Below are 18,769 nucleotides of genomic sequence, written 5' to 3'. Positions count from 1 at the left end.
GTGCCATGTAATCCATGACTCCATCTAGTTCCCAAGTGCCATGTCATTCATGACTCCATCTAGTTCCCAAGTGCGGCATAATCAAGCAGTCCGCCTGCCAGCAGCACTTCCTTCTGCCTCTCTGCAAGCTCCATGCGGAGTGGAATCTTCTTATCTCCAGCATATAGAATTATTCTATCGTCTCTGAGAGCCGATAGAATATTGTCCAGTCTTATCACATCGCCCTGCTCTATCTTGTCATAATCATCCGGGTTCTCGAACACAAGTGGTAAAATCCCTGCATTTACAAGATTTGCTGCATGAATTCTGGCAAAGCTCTTTACTATTACTGCCTTGATTCCAAGATATAGTGGTGCCAGTGCCGCATGTTCTCTCGATGAACCCTGTCCATAGTTTGATCCACCTATTATGAATCCTTTACCGGCTTTTTTAGCCCTAGTTGCAAATGTCTCATCCACTACGCTGAAACAGAACTCAGATATCTTAGGCACGTTCGATCTGTATGGCAATACTTTCGATCCTGCCGGCATGATGTGATCGGTGGTGATATTATCACCTACCTTGAGGATAACCGCGGCTTCTATCTGATCATCTAGCGGGCTAGTCTCTGGGAACGGTTTGATGTTAGGACCGCGGAGCACCTCTGCCGCCTCAGCATCTGCGGCTGGCAGTGGTGCGATGATTCCATCATCGTTGATGCGAAATCTGTCCGGCTGCTGCGGCTCTTCAATTGGCGGAAGTGTTGTCGGATCTGTTATATAACCCGTGAGTGCAGACGCTGCAGCGGTCTCGGGACTTACTAGATATATTTGTCCATCCTTAGTTCCAGAACGCCCAAGGAAGTTTCTATTAAATGTACGAAGACTCACGCCCTTTGAATTCGGTGAAAATCCCATTCCAATACAAGGACCACATGCACATTCCAATATCCTTGCTCCCGCATCGATCATATCTGTAAGTGCACCACTCTCTGCCATCATTGAAAAAACCTGTCTTGAACCAGGTGATATTCCCAGGCTAACACCATCTGCAATTTTATGCCCCTTCAGCACCAATGCTGTCTTGGTCATATCTGCAAATGACGAATTTGTACATGAACCGATTGCCACCTGATCGACCTTGATTCCTACCAGCTCTCTCACAGGCTTTACATTGTCAGGGCTACTTGGACAAGCCGCTAGAGGTTCTAGTTCGCTCAGATTTATTGAATAACGTTCGGTATACTTGGCATCCGGATCACTAGCTAGAGGAGACCAGTCAGCCTCCCTACCTTGAGCCTCCAGAAACTGCCTGGTCACCTCATCAGAAGGGAAAATCGAGGTAGTAGCTCCCAGCTCAGCGCCCATATTAGCAATAGTCGCACGTTCAGGAACGCTGAGCGTCGCTACACCCTCGCCGCCATATTCGATAATAGCGCCAACGCCGCCCTTTACAGACAGCATCCGCAGAACCTCCAAGATGATATCCTTGGCGCTCACATTAGGGCGGAGCTCTCCGATTAGTTCCACAAAAATCATCCTCGGCATAGGGATATGGTAAGCTCCGCCGCCCATGGCAACGGCAACATCCATGCCACCAGCACCCATCGCAAGCATTCCGAGCCCCCCGCCAGTCGGAGTGTGCGAATCTGACCCAATCAGAGTCTTACCCGGAATGCCAAATCTCTCATAATGAATCTGATGGCAGATGCCGTTGCCGGGCCTCGAGAAATACACACCGTGCTTTGCAGCCACGGTCTGAATATATTTATGATCATCTGCATTCTCAAATCCGGACTGCAAAGTATTGTGGTCGATATATGCGACGGAGCGCTCAGTCTTGACCTGTGGAATACCCATCGCCTCGAACTCCAGATATGCCATAGTTCCAGTCGCATCCTGAGTCAGAGTCTGGTCAATCCTGAGTCCAATCTCCTCGCCCATCTTCATCTCACCGCTAATCAGGTGAGCTCTAATAATTTTCTCAGCTATTGTATATCCCATTTCTTTCCCTACCAGTTTCCTTCTGCTTCGCCGGTTACAAACTTATTCACAAGAGTATCGATTTCATCAGCTCCGATAACAGAGACTCTTCCGTTCTCATATTGATCATCGATCCAGCTCTTGATATAGCGAACTACCTCACTGTGCTTATCCACCTTGCGCTCTCCCTCGAGTCGATATTTTTCATTCAGCCACACAGCAACACCAGCTGCACCGCTGTTCTGATTAATCGAAACTAGCGGAGGTCTATTTAAAAACTTCTTAGTATCGAATATATTGTAAATTTCCTCGTTTTTAAGAAGCCCATCTGCGTGAATTCCCGCCTTAGTTACATTGAAATTCTTGCCAACAAAAGGTGTCTGTTCAGGCAGATGATATCCGATTTTATTCTCGTAGTACTCAGCAAGTTCCGTGATAACCGTCGTATCCATTCCGTCAAGGGTGCCACGTAGCTGTGCATATTCGAAGACCATCGCCTCAAGAGGTACGTTTCCGGTTCTCTCTCCTATGCCAAATAACGTAGTATTTACCGCCGCTGCTCCGTATAGCCAGGCCGTTGCAGCATTAGTAACAGCTTTGTAAAAATCATTGTGACCATGCCACTCAATCATCTCACTCGGCACACCTGCATAGTGTTGCAAGCCGTATATGATGCCCGGAACAGAACGAGGCATAGCAACGCCAACGTAAGGGATTCCGTACCCAAGAGTGTCACAAGCGCGAATCCGCACCGGCATATTTGCCTCTTCAGCAAGCTCCTGAATAGCCTTGACAAAGGGCACTACAAAGCCATAGAAATCAGACCTCGTAATATCCTCAAGATGACAACGCGGCATGACTCCTGCATCAAACGCATCGGAAATAACAGACAGATAGTGCTCCATCGCCTGTCTTCTGTTCATGCCCAGCTTCGTAAATATATGATAATCCGAGCAGCTGACCAGAATTCCCGTCTCCTTGACACCGATATCATGAACGAGCTTAAAATCTTCCCTCTTAGCTCTGATCCAGGTCGTAATCTCCGGGAACTCAAGCCCAAGCTCGCGGCACTTATATATAGCGCGCCTATCTCTTTCGCTGTAAACGAAAAACTCCGTCTGCCTAATCTTGCCATTTGGTCCGGAAAGCCTCGACATCATCTTATAAATATCTACAATCTGCTCAACCGTATATGGCTCGCGCGACTGCTGTCCATCGCGGAAGGTCGTATCTGTAATCCATATCTCCTTAGGCATACCGAGCGGATTTCTTCTAAAATTAAAGGAAACCTTTGGAATCTCCGTGTACTCGAAAAACTCGCGCATTAAGTTAGGTTCTTCAACGTCCTGAAGCTGATAATTATAAGGATCCTGTTCAAGTAAATTCGATTTCTTATTAATCTTGATGTCACCCATCTGTTTCACCTCGTAAAATTTGGTTTTCCCTTACCCTTTGGTCTAGCTTTCGCATAATCTACGCACTTTGCTATAAAAGTTTTACTTCTGTATTAGATTGTATACATGTATATTAATGTGCAATATTGATTGTGTCAAGTAATCACAACTGTTGTGATGGAATTTCCACATAAAAAACCCCTCGCCAAACGCTTGGCAAAGGGGATTTTTCATGGATATTCTGTATCTTGTATGGTCTCGCTATGATCTATCTATATAAACCACTCCGGATCTTTTCTCTTAAAATGCAGTTTCTCTCTCGCAATCCTTGTCGCCTTAGCGAGTGAGCCGTAAAACCCACGTGCATCCTGCGGACAAGCCTTGATGCACGAGGTACACGAGATGCATTCCTTTGGATTAGACTTTCTGAGGTCATCAGTACTAATTGCTCCAACTGGGCACACCTCTTTGCACTTTCCACAGTTTATGCACAGAGAATTCGCTGTAGGGTGAATTGGTAGCTTCATCGGCTTACGCTTCGGAATCGAACCGGGAATAATAAGAGGAGCAAGTCTTCCTCGCATCGACGAGATGTCCGTACATACGAAGCGCTTCAGTTTCTTAGCACTAATCTTACTGAACTCAATCATCTTCTTGATGTCGTTCGAATCAGGTCTGCTCTCCGCAATTTTAGGGAACATCGAGTGCTGAGCGACAAATGCAGCTGCGCTTATCACGTTAAAGCCTCTCTCATTTGCATACGTGTATAGCTCATAGAGCGCATCACCATAACTGTTGTTTCCATATGATACAAGCGCAATGAGATATGCGCCATTACCATTTACCTTAGATAGCATCTCTTTGCAAATCTCCGGGATTCGTCCCGACATAACTGGTAGTCCCATCACGACGATAGTCTCGTCAGTACAATCAATCGATGTATTTATGCCATGGCGCTCACTTAGACAGAGCATATCGTAAAAAGAATAGCTGAGATCATCAAGGCAACTATCACGCATGTTGTCAGTTAATTCAATTGTAATCTTCTTAGTTATCTTGGCAGTCGCGCCCGATGGGCTAAAGTACATGCCTACAACGTTCTTAATCATCTTTGAATCTCACACATTTGCAGTGCTCGCAGCACTTTGAGAACATCCCTTCATAATATTACATAGATTTTACCATGCAAAAGAAAATATTATGTCTCGGTAATGTGCATTTTTGTGAAGATAGAATGAAAAAGTGAGAGAAATAAAAGTGGCAGCTCCGAATTGAAGTGCACCCCAAAAGTTAGACACCAAACTAACTTTTGGATGTGTGCTTCAAACTGCCGAACCTGCCACTTATCATTTTATTCTATTAGCTCTTGAGGTTGCTATTCCCCAGCTTAAGCACCGCAAGCTTCGTATTCAAAACGAAGCTAACACTCACTTATGGCGGTTGCTCAAAGCTTTAGGTAGTGAGCCTACACCTACTTAAGTTTGTAATCTTCGTTCCACTGATTGAAGTAATCGATCTGCATCGCTTTCTTCATCTTATCCAGAGTTGCCTCTGCTTCAGCATTCGCAAGCTCTGTACCCTTGCGGAGCATTTCAACTACCACTTCAGGATTCGCTTCGTAGTACGCACGTCTCTCTCTGATTGGCGCGAGGAACTCATTTAGCACCTTAAGAAGAAACTTCTTAACCTTGACATCACCGAGCCCCCCTCTTCTGTAGTGATCTTTGAGCTCCTCTAAATTCTTGTAATCAGATAGATACTTCTCAAATGAATCAGGCTGTACAAACGCATCTAGGTATGTAAACACCATGTTCCCTTCAACCTGACCTGGATCCTCAACCTTGATGTGATTCGGGTCAGTATACATGCTCATAACCTTAGCCTTGAGTTCCTGCTCGCTATCCGATAGATAGATGGTATTTCCGAGCGACTTGCTCATTTTAGCCTGACCATCAGTTCCCGGAAGTCTTAGGCACACCTTGTTTTCAGGTAAATAAATCTCTGGCTCAACGAGAACTTCGCCATAAGTAGCATTGAATTTACGCACTATCTCGCGGCACTGCTCGATCATCGGCTCCTGATCCTCACCAACTGGTACAATTGTGCCCATGAAAGCAGTGATATCGGAAGCCTGACTGATAGGATATGTAAAGAATCCTACTGGCAGATTTGCCTCAAACCCACGCATCTTAATCTCATTCTTAACTGTAGGATTGCGCTGAACTCTAGCTACAGTAACGAGATTCATGTAATACATAGTCATCTCGTGAAGCGCTGGAATCTGTGACTGAATAAAGATGGTTGTGCGAGCTGGATCGAGTCCGATTGCCAGATAGTCCATCGCAACCTGAAGCACGTTCTCGCGTACCTTCTCAGGGTTATCAGCATTGTCAGTCAGCGCCTGTGCATCTGCAATCATAACGAACATCTTATCTATGCTCGAATCCTCCTGCAGGATGAGTCGCTGTCTCAGCGATCCCACATAGTGTCCGATATGCAGTCTGCCGGTCGGCCTATCTCCGGTTAATACAACTTTATTTTTACTCATGTTTTTACCTCTTGTCTTTATACTCAAATCTATGGTGCAACTTGCTTTTGTCTATTTCATCTCTAACTTAGCCGCGCCATCGCGTCCCATAGATGGCATCTTCAGTCGCAACTCCATCCATATGTACATCCATCTCTTCTAGCGGAATATCATCTGTGATAAGCTTCTCAAAGCAGAGCGCAATCTTGTCAAATCCCGACGTGCTAAGAAATCTATCATAGTAACCCGCACCGTGACCGATTCTTCGTCCGTCCTTCGAGCATGCCACGCAAGGAACTATTGCTAAATCAAACTCATCCGCAGTAATTTCAGTAGCTTCAGCAAGTGGCTCTCTAATTCCGAATGCACCTCTCGCTAGTTCATCACCGCTCGTGTATTCCTTGACGACCATCTCATGCGGTCCGACGCAGAGCGGAATCCCAACGCGCTTTCCATCCTGGAGAGCTTGCTCTATAATCGCATCTGTCACAGGCTCACCGTTCATCGACATGTAGCAAAATATTGTCTTTGCATCCTTATATTCATCAGTTTCTAATACGAGATTCGCGATTTTCTGGCTCGACTCTTCGATATATTCAGGAGAAAGCCCCTTTACGATTTCTCTGCATCTTGTGCGAAGCGCCTTCTTATTCTCATGTATATTCATTTCTCTATGAGTTTCCACATTAACTCCTTTATCGTGCATCTACTGCACTTCGTAAGTCTTGCGGATATATGTAGCCATTTGTCAGATGCCGACTGCATCTACAGCTGGTTTATTATATCCTTCTTTATCTTCCTAGTATATATGATTGACATGCTAAGTCCAAAGAATTCTGCAAATACAAATGAGAACCATACGTAATCGATGTTGCCGAGCTTAGATAGGAAGTAAGCCGCTGGCAGTAACACGATTAGCTGTCTTACGATGGAGACGTACATACTGTATACACTCTTGCCGAGCGCTTGGAATACTCCTCCTCGCATGATCGAGTATCCTGCAAACGGGAACACAAGCGAGATAATTCTGAGCTCAACGGTTCCAATTCTCATCAGTTCTGGAGATGCTGCGAAGAAGCCGAGTAGCAAATGAGGGATTGCCCAGAAGATGATCATCCCCACGGTCATGATGACTATGCCGTAAATTACGGATAGTCTCATTGTCTCATCTAGTCTCTTGCGGTTCTGTGCACCGTAGTTATACGCGATAATTGGTACTATTCCGTTATCCATACCAAATACTGGCATAAAGATGAAGCTCTGGAGCTTGAAGTACGCTCCAAAGGCCGCAACCGCAGTAGTCGTAAATTGTACGAGTATCTGATTGAGTCCGAATACCATGAACGATCCTACAGACTGCATAATAATCGATGGAATTCCAATTCCGTATATCTCTTTGATAGTCTTCCATCTAGGTCTGAACCCTTTGTATGTCAGCTTGATCTCCCTATTCTTCTTGATGTTGAAATATAGTCCTAATAGCGCACCGACAGTCTGCCCAAAAACGGTAGCATATGCAGCGCCGGCGATTCCCATTTTAGGCACACCGAGCAGACCGAATATCAGAATCGGGTCCATGATAATATTTATAATAGCGCCGATGCTCTGCGTGATGAATATATATATGGTCTTGCCTGTACTCTGCAGAAGTCTCTCAATTGTAATCTGGAGGAATACCATAACAGATAGCCAGCACACGATTCTAAGGTACGTAACACCGTACTCGATTATCTCAGGATCGCTGGTCTGCATCTCGATAAAAGGCCTTGCGAACACTCCTATGATTACGAATATCGCGTAAGTTACGAAGCTCAGGAATATTCCATTTTGTGCCGTAGCATTTACCTTATCGAATTCCTTTGCTCCGAGATATCTCGACATCAAAGCGCTCATGCCGACAGCAGTTCCGACTCCAAATGCGACCATCATCGACTGGATTGGGAAGCAAAGCGATATAGCTGTGAGCGCGTTCTCGTTAATCTGTGCGACAAATATGCTATCCACTATGTTATATAACGATAGAACAAACATCGACACCATAAGCGGTACGGATAGCTTTATAATCAGCGACGGTATCGGTGCAACACCTAGCTTATTTTCTTTTGTCTCTGCAGCTGTACTCATTGTCCCCCCTGTCGTATAGTCCCAATAAACAAAAATGACTGAACGGCTGTTCCATTCAATCTTTCATTCATTATACCATTTTATAATCGATTTTTTCTAGTGTAGTTACACAAATAAGCACATGAAAATTGTATTATATGCAAATGTATGCTGTGTTTGTGGCAAAAGAAAAAAACGTAGCCTGAACTACGTCTTTCCCATTGCAGTATATTTATTATTAAGGATGTTACTGCCCGTAGGCTTGGAACAACAACTTTAGATTAGAGAAGCTACACACTTCTCCACTTCATCCATCTTCGCAGTCGGTTCAAATCTAGTAACTACGTTGCCATCTCTATCTACTACGAACTTGGTGAAATTCCACTTGATATCAGGATTATTCTTATAATCCTTGTCCATCTTCTTAACTACGACAGAAAGTCCTGTCGCCTTGAGGCCCTTACCAAAGCCCTCAAAGCCCTTCTCTTCCTTGAGAAATTTATATAGTGCTAGCTGATTCTCACCGTTAACATCAGATTTCTTCATCTGAGGGAACTTCGTGTTGTACTGCAGAGTACAGAAATCATGTATCTCCTCGTCAGTCCCAGGAGCCTGCCCCGCAAACTGGTTGCAAGGAATATCTAGCACTTCAAATCCCTTGTCGTGGTACTTCTCATACATCTCTTCAATCGGTTCGTACTGAGGCGTGAAGCCGCAACCTGTTGCTGTGTTAACAACGAGGACAACCTTTCCCTCATAGTCCTTCATGGATACCTGTCTACCATCTGCAGCTGGGACTGTATAATCGTAAAAGCCCATATCTATTACCTCCTGTTACAGCCTTTATAAAGCCTCTGGCAAATATTCCGCCACACGCCCTTCTCGTGCGGCAGACTTGCTTCCTTACTAATTCTCTAGTCTAATCTCCCCTTCGTAGACTCCCCTTGTATATACAATTATATTGCGCTAAATTGTTTTGTCAACAACCAATGATGCACTTATATAAATACTTGTTTCGTGCAGCAGCGACCCTCCTCGTGCAAATAAAAAGCGTCGTAGTACTTACCCACGACGCCGTATCTCTTTATTGATTAGCAACTTTATTAACTGCTAATCAACTACCAGCTCACCTGTCCATCGCCAGTAATGTCTATCTTATCTCCGAGAAAGGTTGGCTTCGGCTTAACGATGCACTGCACAAAAGCCTTTTCCCTAGCGAGGAATTCCCTCACTGCACGAGCTTCATCTCCGTCATATCTCTTCTCTACCGCACTTACGCCAACAACCTTGAGTCCGAGTCTCTTCGCTGTATAAAGAGATCTACCTTCGTGGTAGTATTGCGTTACGACTACTGCTGTATTCACCCCGAAGATATCTCTGGCACGATACATCGACTCATATGTCGAAAAGCCTGCGTGATCTAGGAATATATCTTGTGCCGGAACACCGTGCTTCAGGCAGTAGTTTTTCATGACCTTTACTTCATCGTAATTGGTCTTGCCGTTATCCCCAGATAGCAGCAGCTTCGGTGCCGCCCCTGCCTTATACAGCTCGATGCCGCGGTCAAGTCTATCCTTTAGAATCTTAGTCGGCTCGCCATTTCCATACACACCTGCGCCAAGTACGATTATGCAGTCATACGATTTGCCGCTAACCTGCTCTACGCTGCGGAGGCTTCTCTCGCCTTCGAACTTAACAAACAGATTGATCCCAACAATCACGACTATGACTATCAATATTAACTTCAATATCCATTTAATAATCTTGAGCATAATTATAATAATATCCCTCATAAGTGATATATGCAAGAAAGTAGCGTGTGTATAAATCAAAAACAAATGAAAACCGGGTCTTTAGCGAGGCTATCCACATGAAGTGATCAGCGATTGCTAGGAGACCCGGCAAATTTATTTACTATGCTTTGGTATTCACCGCAGCAGTAGGCAATTAGTCTACGAACTTTACAGCTGTTCCGTATGCCATAACCTCTGCAGCATTCTGCATCACTGATGCGGATGAATAACGAACTGCCACAATTGCGTCAGCTCCAACACTTTCAGCCTCTTCAACCATTCTCTTTGTTGCAAGCGCTCTAGCGTTGTTCATCATCTCGTTGTACTTAACAAGCTCTCCACCAACCAGAGTCTTGAGTCCGGCACCAAAGTCTCTGATAGCATTAACTGTCTGAATTGTGCTTCCCTTCACTAGACCGATTGTCTGAGCTTTTCTGCCTTCAATTTCGTTAGTAGTTACTAAGATCATCGTCTTCACCTTTCTGAATCTCACGGATTCTCTCAACCAAGATGTGCAGTACTCCGTATATAATCCCAGCACATATAAGTGCTACAACTATTCTTATACCAAGCGGAATTCCCGGAATAATCGCAAATCCGATAAAATACAACAAGACGGATCCAACCATAATTCCGATAATAACAACCGCTATGAGAATACTGCCAATTTTATTTTTCTCCATAAAACATCTCTTTTCTAAAATACCCGAGCTCGCAGTATTGCGAACCCCGCATTCGTCTATGATTATACCATCTAGGTGTGGTTGCGACAACAGTGAAGCGAGCTATATTTAGGATAGAGCAGAGATTGTTTATAATGAAAATTCGCAACGAAAATCCAACAACACTAATAAACCGAACTCATACTCCTGCTCGCAATCAGATTCACGCCCGTACCCATAAAGTCGCTCTCGATTATGTCGTTAATCTCCACGGGGGCCGTAACTCTGAGTCCTTTAATCTCACTCATAGCCTCGCGCCAAATATCCAGCGGAATCTCGCTTTCGGTAATTACCGGCAGCACGCGATTGACCGCACCATCGATTCTGACCGTCGATGTCAGAATTCTCATCGGACGAGTTATCTCTTGCTCCGCATAATTCAGTCCTTCTTTGCAACTGTGCCCTTCAATTCCTGTGATTTTATCATCTTCGAGATGTACAGTAACTCTGCAGCCCTTCGGACAGTTTACGCAAATCAATTCTACATCTCTCATCTTAATTCTCCTTTATCTGAATCGTCAGGTTACCATCTGCTTCTTCAAGGTGTTTGCCTGCAATTACCACCTGCTCCATCTCAGACGGAATTACCGCATCCTTGTGAATTGTGCGCAGCAGCTTATCACCCTTCAGAATTTCAATCTCTATATCACTCATCGGCTTACGAACACGGAAGTAGAACGTCACGGCCTTTGGCAGATTCTCCTTATGAAGCTTCGCCGGAACGACATATCCCACAAGGTTTCCAGCGTGTGCCTCGCAGTATGAATCGCCTGCTAAAGAAACATCCACATATTCTGATGTTGCGCCGTCCACTGTATCTTGGTTTCTATTCTGAGACTCCATTAATTGCTCCTTTAGAGCTTCATAGTATCTTATTGCACCAACTGCCGCTTCTCCAGCCTGCTTCGTAACGAAGTCAGCCAGATCGTGTACATGAAGACCGTTTCCACATGCAAATATCCCCGGAACTGATGTCATATAGTTCTCGTCGACAACCGGTCCACGAATACTTTGATCCATTTCGATTCCAGCCTCTTCAGCGAGCGTGTTTTCGGGAATCAGTCCAACGCTGAGAAGTAGTGTATCTACGTCAAAGTACATCTCACTTCCCTTTATTGGCCGTCTATTATCATCTACCTTTGTGAGCTCAATGCGTTCGAGCCTATCACGTCCATATATGTTAGTCACAGTATGAGATAGATATAGAGGAATTCCAAAGTCATCGAGACATTGTTTCATATTACGAGGTAGTCCATTGCTGTACGGCATCAGCTCCGCAACTCCGAGCACTTCAGCTCCCTCGAGGCTCATTCTGCGCGCCATTATTAGTCCGATATCTCCAGAGCCGAGTATAAATACCTTCTTTCCGACCATATAGCCATCTATATTGAGGTATCTCTGCGCCTGTCCTGCTGTATATACTCCCGTCGGACGCTCTCCTGGTATTCCAAGGGCGCCACGGCTTCTCTCGTAACAGCCAACAGCAAGGATAATGATATCTGATTGAAGTTTCTGATATCCCTCTTCCTGACTTACATACTCGATGACACGGTCTTTGCTCATGTGCGTAACCATTGCACCTAGCTTAATCTCGACACTAGATGCTATCGCTTCTATCTCGTACCTCTCTGCAAATGCAGGTCCGCTCAGCTGCTCTTTGAAGGTCGTAAGACCAAATCCATTATGTATACACTGGTTGAGCACTCCGCCAAGTTCGACATCACGCTCGATTAGAACTACGTCTTCAAGCCCTTCCTGTTTTAGCTTCGCAGCTGCCGCTAGTCCGCCGCAGCCACCGCCTATTACTACTGCCTGACAATGTCTCATCTTAGCGATTCTCCTTCTCTAAAATCTGCGAATGCTTCCCATCTTGAACTATATCGACAGGTGAGCATTTAAGTTCTCGTGCCAGAATTTCTACGACCTTAGGCTCGCAGAATCCACCCTGACACTTGCCCATTCCTGGGCGCACTCGCTTCTTGATACCCTTGACACTGCGAGCACCACACACCTCATGTATAGCTGAAACTATCTCTCCTTCGGATATGGTCTCGCATCTGCAAACTATATTTGCATACTGCGGATTTTCACGAACGAGTTTATCTCTCTCCTCTTCAGATAACTCTGAAACGACGATCGGCTTCTCCCTTGTCATCACAGCATCCGGGCTCTCCTTGAGGCAGAATCTGTCCGCCACAAAATTTTCTATCACATAGTCTGCAATCCCCGGCGCACTTGCTAGTCCAGGCGACTCAATGGAAGCGATATTTATGAAGTTAGGATGCTCTGCTCCCAGTGGCTCAATAATAAAGTCTTTGGATGTCGTGCTCGGTCTAAGTCCTGCAAAAGTGCGAATAGATTTATGAAGCGGAACGGTCTTAATTATCTTGGTGATGTGTTCACGTAAGTAGCTCGCACCATTCACGCTCGTTGCCGTCGAAATATTCTCAGCAAGCTGCTCGCTGTTCGGACCGATTAGCGTGTTGCCATAAACCGTCGGAATTGCGAGCACTCCCTTACCCTTGGCAGTCGGAACTGGGAATATAACATTATTTACGATATGTTCATCATTGCTGATAACGTAGTATTCACCTCGTCTCGGGGTCACTTCGAAGCCGACATTCTCAGTCACCATGCGGCAGATATCAGCAGCTCCTACCCCTGAGGCATTTAGCAGTACCTTCGTATGGAACGTCTCACTGCCAGCCGTAATTACATATCCCTCAGCATCTTTATCTATGCTACTTACTGCATGGTTTAGGAATAGTTCCACACCATTTCCAACCGCAACCTGCATGCAAGCTATTGCAACCTCCCACGGATATATCACCGAAGTCGTCGGAAATGATAGTGCCTTAGTTATATTGTCACTGAGGTTAGGCTCTACCGTGCGCGCCTCATCTCCACTCAGAAATTCATGAGGAATCTCCCTACAGACTGCCCTTTCTGCCAGCACATCTAGCAGCGCCTCATCTTCGTCACTGCATGCAACTACGAATGCCCCCGTATTCTTGATATGGCAGTGCAAGTCCTCGCATATCTTAGGATATTTGCGAGCACCTTTTACGTTGAGCTCCGCCTTGAGTGTTCCATCTACAGGGTCGTATCCTGTGTGAACTATCGCAGAATTAGCCATCGTTGCACCATTCGCGATATCATTTTCCTTATCTAGGACAGCTATTTTGAGCTCGTACCTCGAAAGCTCTCTGGCGAGCATCGAGCCTGTGATTCCTGCTCCTATTATGGCTATGTCGTAAAGCATATTTTCCTCCGGGTTGGTTGTCAGTTTTAATAACCGTTTAATTATATCATGATATTAATAGTTATTTTGCTGTTCGAAGCGTATTTAGTCCTTAAATATAAAAAAGGAAGGTGATAGATACCCTCCTTAATTTCGTACATTGCTAGCTATTTGTTGTACCAGTAGTTCATATCGACATCGCCACTTATTCCGTCGACCCTGCCCTTATTTGTATACTGCCACACTTCGTAGCTGCCCGTGTATGTAACTTTGTCGTAATGCTGTGCAACCCATACTTTATACTTGCTCAGCTTACTCATATTTAGATTGTTGTTGAGCCAGCTTGTACTCGCATAAATCATTGGTGTATATCCTAGCGACTCAATCGTCTCGCAGAAGCCTCTAATTGCGTCGGTTCTTTTCGCAACTGAGATGCTATTTGATCTCGCATTGCTCTGATACTCTGTATCTACGACGAGCGGAAGCTTTATATCATAGTTTTTGATGAGAGATACAAGGTATCTTGCCTCTTCAGCACCCTCTGTGTAATCTCTCGCTTCAGTGAACATATATGCCCCGACCTTTATGCCTGCTGCAATTGCACCTGATATATGCTGGTCAAACATATTATCTTTAATTAAAGCTCCATTGGTCTTGCCACGATATCCAGCTCTAACTATTGCAAAGTCAATCCCCGCAGCCTTTACCTTCTGCCAGTTGATAGAATTTTGATATGCAGAAACATCTATTCCTTTCATCTGATTAGAAATTACTCCTGAGGCATTTGCGAAATACGTCTCACCATTCAGTTTAAAGGTAGCCCGACAGCATTACTCCATCAGCATTAAACGCATACTTTTTACCGTCGAGCTCTTTGATGGTGTTTCTAACCATCTTGTGATCTTCTTCAAAATAGTACCAATATCCACCAATCTGCTGCCAGCCTGTAACTGCCGTACCAGATGTATTAAAGTAGTACCAGTTATTGGAGTTCTTCTGCCAGCCAGTCCTCATAGAACCGTCACTGCCTAAATAGTATAGATCTCCATCGATATTTCTGAGACCAGTCTCCATCTCTCCGTACTGACCTAGGTAATACCAATAACCATCGATCTTCTGCCAGCCTGTTCTACATGCGCCATCACTTCCGAAGTATCCCCAGATACCGTCTATCGATTGCCAGCCAGTTCTCATTCGACCATCATTCGCTGGTCCAAAGTAGTAGAACTTTCCGTCTACTTCTTCTACTTCAATTAACATCTCGCCATCATCATCTAAGTAATACCAATAACCACCATACTTAAACCAACGCTTCTTTAATGCAGCACCATCAGCACTGTAGTATCCCCAGCGATCATTGGTCTTAACGTTGTTGAAAAATACTTCACCAAATATCTGCCAACCCGTCTTCATGGCGCCATCATTTTCGCCTCCGAAGAAGTATTTTTTGCCATCCAGCTCCCGACTTCCAGTCAGCATGAATCCCATCCTGTCGAAGTAATACCAGTAGCCACCGATTTTCTGCCAGCCCTTTTTCATCGCACCATCCGCACCGAAATAGTGGTATGCGTCAGCAAACTTTCTCCAGCCAGTCTTCATAGCACCGTCATCCGGTTCACCGAAAAAGTAGGATAGCTTTTCAATCTCCATCAGACCGAAAGCCATCGCTCCATCTGAATGCATGTAGTACCAGTTGCTTCCTACTCTCTGCCAGCCTCTCTTCATAGCTCCGTCTGTACCAAAGTAATAGTAGTATCTCCCAATCTTCTGCCAGCCAGTTTTCATAAGTCCATCGTTTGGACAGAGGTAGTATTGCTTACCATCGATTGTATAGAGACCCTTCTGCATAACGCCAGCTTTGTCATAAAAGCGCCATCCACCAGATTCACTCTTCCAAGTTCCTGCTAATACAGGTGCCTTTAGCTCATCATAAGCTGCAGCTCTTGTACCTTTTGTGTAGTCTTCAGTCTGGTCTTCTGGTGTTTCAGCTTCTGCATTCATATCCTCTACATCACTTTCTTCATCCCGAACATCTGCTTCGTCATTCTGATCAGCAACTTCTGAAGCAGCTACTTCATTATTAGAAGCTTCGTTTACTGCTACATCTTCATCTGCAGCAGAAGCTACGAGACAGAAACCAGCCATCATCATAGCAAAGCATGTTGCCATTACTAACAGATGATGACGCGACTTTTTCATTTTAACCATGCCGTTTACCTGATTCCTATTAAACATATTGTCCTTCCCTTTTTTTTAATTTAGAAAATGGCGCTATATAGCGCCATTCCATTGTATCATGTTAAATTTTAATATGGCAAGCGTTTGGTACTATTATCGTCTTACCTCGCCAAACTCCAAAATATCAGCTATGCGCTCGCTCGCATGTCCATCACCGTAAGGATTTGATGCCCTGCTCATAGCCTTGTACTCCTCCATATCAGTCAGAAGTCTTGAGAACTCTTTATAAATGGTCTCTTCTTCCGTTCCGACAAGTTTGAGCGTGCCTGCCTGAATTCCCTCTGGACGTTCGGTAGTGTCTCTCATTACGAGAACTGGCTTTCCAAGGCTAGGGGCCTCCTCCTGAATTCCGCCAGAATCTGTCAGAATCAGATAGCTGCGGTTCAAGAAATTGTGGAAGTCCAGTACGTCGAGCGGCTCAATGATTCTGATGCGCTCTTCCTTTCCGCCTGGAGAGCTCTCGCCAAACACATCTTCTGCCGCCTGTCTTACAGCCGGATTCATGTGAATTGGATAGATTGCTTTCACGTCTGGATTCTCATCCATTACGCGACGAATCGCTCTAAACATGTTGTGCATAGGCTCGCCGAGATTTTCTCTACGATGAGCAGTGATAAGAATAAGTCTCGAATCAGAAGCCCAATCTAGATGCTCGTTTGAATAATCACCCTTAACAGTCGTGCTTAGTGCATCTATTGCCGTGTTACCTGTTATCCAAATTCTCTCAGCAGACTTACCCTCATTTACGAGGTTCATCTTGCTCTTCTCTGTTGGTGCGAAGTTGTACTCTGCAACTATGCCAACTGCCTGTCTGTTAAACTCCTCTGGGAACGGCGATTTGATGTTATACGTTCTTAGTCCAGCTTCTACGTGTCCCACAGAAATCTGTAGATAAAAGCACGCCAATGCCGTTACGAATGTCGTAGTAGTGTCTCCATGTACGAGAACTACATCAGGATTTTCACTAACAAGTACTTCTCTAATCTTCTCAAGGATATTAGTCGTAACGTCGAATAGTGTCTGTTTCTCCTTCATTATCGAAAGGTCATAATCCGGCACCACCTGAAAAGTCTCGAGAACCTGATCTAGCATCTGTCTGTGCTGTCCAGTTACGCACACGCATGTCTCTATTCCCGGTCTCTTCTTCAATTCCTTTACAAGTGGGCACATTTTAATTGCTTCTGGTCTTGTCCCGAAGACCAACATAACCTTTTTCATGATTACCTCTAAAATAATTTCAATCTAATGCCTATACCTAATCTTCTGTTTTCTTGCTATTTCTAAATCCCGTTGTCGTCAATGCCATGTAATACATCATGGTTATTGAATATGTCGTCAGCGTATTAATCGTAGAAAACACACCATTTATGCAAAATGCTATTGCTGCGAGTGATAAGAAAAGCATCTCTAAATTATTGTCAGTATATTCTTTTTTTCTAAACAATGTAATCAAAGCATAAATTCCGGTTGTTACCTCAATTATCAAGAAGCCAAAACCAGCAATATATCCTCCATTAAATGTGACCTCGAGGGTCGCATTGTGTGACTGTCTCTCGAAACCCTTCGTATATCCAGGAATGATAAACGTTCTGCTCTTGTGTCCTATAAAGCCAAGATGCTGCGAATAGATATACCAAATCCAGACTCTATGCGTTGTAAGTTTATCTAAATCGCGCCATACCTTTCTCTGAGTCTCTGTCAAGTTTTCCGGCTCCATATAATCAAAATGATATTCATCGACATTTTTAAAATTGCTCATTTCTTGCATTCTTCCGAACATCATATGAGTAATAGTGTAATGTCCTTTGATATTTAGAGCTTTTAAATTTTTCTGTAGTATATTATCCGAGAACTTGTAGGCAGATGTGATCATAACAACTGCAATGGCAAGAATCGTAAGTAAATTCTTGGTTTCAATGCGAGTCTTCACAAGTCCTTTTATCACGATAGCCGCAAAGAAAAACATGATTCCAAGTATGCCGAGAAACGAACCTCTACTTTTTGTAAGAAGTATCGCACACCAGGACATGCTCAGGCCCCATATCGCAATTGCAAGAACTAAGCCGCTTGACAGCTTTCTAAAGTCTGCTTTATCTATGAAAATCTTCTTGTAAATTATATATACATATGCTGCTATAAATGTATTTAGGTTATAACCGAGTATAGTCGGGTTCGTTAAAACGCCAGTATATCTCGGTCCATAGTACGAGTTCTTTGCGACTATCGGCGAAAATACGATATTTAAAACTAAAACGAATATTCCAAAAGCAGCAATGCCATTCGCCAGGCCGTTAACGAATATCTTTCGATTTCTTTCATTGGCAAGTCTATACGAGATTGGAACGAATACGACGCTGTATATGAGTGCCCACACAATTTGTTTTGGTGCTTTTTCCACTACTCCCGTAACCATGTACGCTGCAACTATTAGCGAAAGTGGCACCCCCAGCCATGCATTAAACTCAACTTGCTTGCTCTCGTTCCTATCCAAAGATATAAACACCAGTATCAAGAACACGAAGAACATACCGCTACTAACAACACTTACCATCCGTGTAGGGATTCCAGACTGCGATAACTTTTCCGTGAAAAAAGAAAATTTACAAAAGGCCGTCATCATCATTCCAAATACCGATAGAGAAATGACCGTGCTCTGACCCTTCTTTATCTTTACACTGCTGGCTATCCTGTCTATAAATACCATCATGTGATTTAAAGTTTTAAATTCGTACATTGTTCTTTCGTCTCTTTCCTACTTAAGCCTAGTAATTATTACTTTAAATCGCTCGT

The 18,769-nt window shown here is 44.3% G+C and carries 17 protein-coding genes; all 17 read right to left on the bottom strand.

Annotated elements, in window-relative coordinates; genetic code table 11:
• Positions 1-59: 59 nt before the first annotated feature.
• The 17 genes from AXF17_RS02060 to AXF17_RS01980 all read right to left on the bottom strand — a co-directional run bounded on the left by AXF17_RS02060 (position 60) and on the right by AXF17_RS01980 (position 18,713).
• Positions 60-1,982 carry an aconitate hydratase gene (locus AXF17_RS02060; protein WP_094233593.1) on the bottom strand — a complete coding sequence of 641 codons (1,923 nt, stop codon included), beginning with the start codon at positions 1,980-1,982 and terminating at the stop codon, positions 60-62.
• An 8-nt stretch (positions 1,983-1,990) separates the two neighbouring features.
• A complete protein-coding gene (locus tag AXF17_RS02055; RefSeq protein WP_094233592.1) occupies positions 1,991-3,376 on the bottom strand; it encodes a beta/alpha barrel domain-containing protein in 1,386 nt (461 codons plus the stop codon).
• A gap of 251 nt (positions 3,377-3,627) precedes the next feature.
• Positions 3,628-4,464: a 4Fe-4S binding protein gene (locus AXF17_RS02050; protein ID WP_094233591.1), complete on the bottom strand. Its 837-nt coding sequence runs from the start codon at positions 4,462-4,464 to the stop codon at positions 3,628-3,630.
• Positions 4,465-4,826: 362 nt separating this feature from the next.
• Complete coding sequence (gene trpS / locus AXF17_RS02045) at positions 4,827-5,903, bottom strand: tryptophan--tRNA ligase (RefSeq protein WP_094233590.1); 1,077 nt, start codon at positions 5,901-5,903, stop codon at positions 4,827-4,829.
• Between the two features lie 67 nt (positions 5,904-5,970).
• On the bottom strand, positions 5,971-6,588 hold the full coding sequence (locus tag AXF17_RS02040; protein ID WP_094233589.1) for a 5-formyltetrahydrofolate cyclo-ligase: 618 nt from the start codon (positions 6,586-6,588) through the stop codon (positions 5,971-5,973).
• 59 nt (positions 6,589-6,647) lie between these two features.
• Positions 6,648-8,006 (bottom strand): MATE family efflux transporter, encoded by a 1,359-nt coding sequence (locus tag AXF17_RS02035; protein WP_094233588.1) that lies wholly within the window; start codon positions 8,004-8,006, stop codon positions 6,648-6,650.
• Positions 8,007-8,261: 255 nt separating this feature from the next.
• Positions 8,262-8,804: a glutathione peroxidase gene (locus tag AXF17_RS02030; protein WP_094233587.1), complete on the bottom strand. Its 543-nt coding sequence runs from the start codon at positions 8,802-8,804 to the stop codon at positions 8,262-8,264.
• A gap of 299 nt (positions 8,805-9,103) precedes the next feature.
• The gene (locus AXF17_RS02025; RefSeq protein WP_094233586.1) at positions 9,104-9,757 is read right to left on the bottom strand and encodes a SanA/YdcF family protein; all 654 of its coding nucleotides are present in this window, start codon (positions 9,755-9,757) and stop codon (positions 9,104-9,106) included.
• A gap of 175 nt (positions 9,758-9,932) precedes the next feature.
• Positions 9,933-10,247, bottom strand: a complete 315-nt coding sequence (locus AXF17_RS02020; RefSeq protein ID WP_094233585.1) for a YbjQ family protein — start codon at positions 10,245-10,247, stop codon at positions 9,933-9,935.
• Complete coding sequence (locus AXF17_RS02015; protein WP_094233584.1) at positions 10,228-10,461, bottom strand: hypothetical protein; 234 nt, start codon at positions 10,459-10,461, stop codon at positions 10,228-10,230. Before AXF17_RS02015 ends, AXF17_RS02020 begins: the two co-directional genes overlap by 20 nt.
• Positions 10,462-10,625: 164 nt before the next feature.
• Positions 10,626-10,994 carry a DUF1667 domain-containing protein gene (locus tag AXF17_RS02010; protein WP_094233583.1) on the bottom strand — a complete coding sequence of 123 codons (369 nt, stop codon included), beginning with the start codon at positions 10,992-10,994 and terminating at the stop codon, positions 10,626-10,628.
• A 1-nt stretch (position 10,995) separates the two neighbouring features.
• Complete coding sequence (locus AXF17_RS02005; RefSeq protein WP_094233582.1) at positions 10,996-12,327, bottom strand: NAD(P)/FAD-dependent oxidoreductase; 1,332 nt, start codon at positions 12,325-12,327, stop codon at positions 10,996-10,998.
• A 1-nt stretch (position 12,328) separates the two neighbouring features.
• Entirely contained in the window at positions 12,329-13,762 is a 1,434-nt protein-coding gene (locus AXF17_RS02000; RefSeq protein WP_094233581.1) for an NAD(P)/FAD-dependent oxidoreductase, read from the bottom strand.
• Between the two features lie 146 nt (positions 13,763-13,908).
• A complete protein-coding gene (locus AXF17_RS01995) occupies positions 13,909-14,499 on the bottom strand; it encodes a glycoside hydrolase family 25 protein (protein ID WP_094233580.1) in 591 nt (196 codons plus the stop codon).
• A gap of 52 nt (positions 14,500-14,551) precedes the next feature.
• Complete coding sequence (locus tag AXF17_RS01990; protein ID WP_094233579.1) at positions 14,552-15,976, bottom strand: hypothetical protein; 1,425 nt, start codon at positions 15,974-15,976, stop codon at positions 14,552-14,554.
• A 96-nt stretch (positions 15,977-16,072) separates the two neighbouring features.
• Positions 16,073-17,197, bottom strand: coding sequence for a non-hydrolyzing UDP-N-acetylglucosamine 2-epimerase (wecB, locus tag AXF17_RS01985; protein ID WP_094233578.1), 1,125 nt, complete (start codon positions 17,195-17,197; stop codon positions 16,073-16,075).
• A 37-nt stretch (positions 17,198-17,234) separates the two neighbouring features.
• Entirely contained in the window at positions 17,235-18,713 is a 1,479-nt protein-coding gene (locus tag AXF17_RS01980) for an O-antigen ligase family protein (protein WP_094233577.1), read from the bottom strand.
• Between the last annotated feature and the right edge of the window lie 56 nt (positions 18,714-18,769).

The sequence above is a fragment of the Mogibacterium pumilum genome, assembly GCF_002243385.1.
GTDB lineage: Bacteria > Bacillota > Clostridia > Peptostreptococcales > Anaerovoracaceae > Mogibacterium > Mogibacterium pumilum.
This window is presented reverse-complemented; position numbering and strand designations above follow the sequence as displayed.

Coding starts and splice junctions, on each gene's coding strand:
- AXF17_RS02060 (WP_094233593.1), bottom strand. CDS start 1,982: ATGGGATATACAATAGCTGAGAAAATTATTAGAGCTCACCTGATTAGC.
- AXF17_RS02055 (WP_094233592.1), bottom strand. CDS start 3,376: ATGGGTGACATCAAGATTAATAAGAAATCGAATTTACTTGAACAGGAT.
- AXF17_RS02050 (WP_094233591.1), bottom strand. CDS start 4,464: ATGATTAAGAACGTTGTAGGCATGTACTTTAGCCCATCGGGCGCGACT.
- trpS (WP_094233590.1), bottom strand. CDS start 5,903: ATGAGTAAAAATAAAGTTGTATTAACCGGAGATAGGCCGACCGGCAGA.
- AXF17_RS02040 (WP_094233589.1), bottom strand. CDS start 6,588: ATGCACGATAAAGGAGTTAATGTGGAAACTCATAGAGAAATGAATATA.
- AXF17_RS02035 (WP_094233588.1), bottom strand. CDS start 8,006: ATGAGTACAGCTGCAGAGACAAAAGAAAATAAGCTAGGTGTTGCACCG.
- AXF17_RS02030 (WP_094233587.1), bottom strand. CDS start 8,804: ATGGGCTTTTACGATTATACAGTCCCAGCTGCAGATGGTAGACAGGTA.
- AXF17_RS02025 (WP_094233586.1), bottom strand. CDS start 9,757: ATGCTCAAGATTATTAAATGGATATTGAAGTTAATATTGATAGTCATA.
- AXF17_RS02020 (WP_094233585.1), bottom strand. CDS start 10,247: ATGATCTTAGTAACTACTAACGAAATTGAAGGCAGAAAAGCTCAGACA.
- AXF17_RS02015 (WP_094233584.1), bottom strand. CDS start 10,461: ATGGAGAAAAATAAAATTGGCAGTATTCTCATAGCGGTTGTTATTATC.
- AXF17_RS02010 (WP_094233583.1), bottom strand. CDS start 10,994: ATGAGAGATGTAGAATTGATTTGCGTAAACTGTCCGAAGGGCTGCAGA.
- AXF17_RS02005 (WP_094233582.1), bottom strand. CDS start 12,327: ATGAGACATTGTCAGGCAGTAGTAATAGGCGGTGGCTGCGGCGGACTA.
- AXF17_RS02000 (WP_094233581.1), bottom strand. CDS start 13,762: ATGCTTTACGACATAGCCATAATAGGAGCAGGAATCACAGGCTCGATG.
- AXF17_RS01995 (WP_094233580.1), bottom strand. CDS start 14,499: ATGAAAGGAATAGATGTTTCTGCATATCAAAATTCTATCAACTGGCAG.
- AXF17_RS01990 (WP_094233579.1), bottom strand. CDS start 15,976: ATGTTTAATAGGAATCAGGTAAACGGCATGGTTAAAATGAAAAAGTCG.
- wecB (WP_094233578.1), bottom strand. CDS start 17,197: ATGAAAAAGGTTATGTTGGTCTTCGGGACAAGACCAGAAGCAATTAAA.
- AXF17_RS01980 (WP_094233577.1), bottom strand. CDS start 18,713: ATGTACGAATTTAAAACTTTAAATCACATGATGGTATTTATAGACAGG.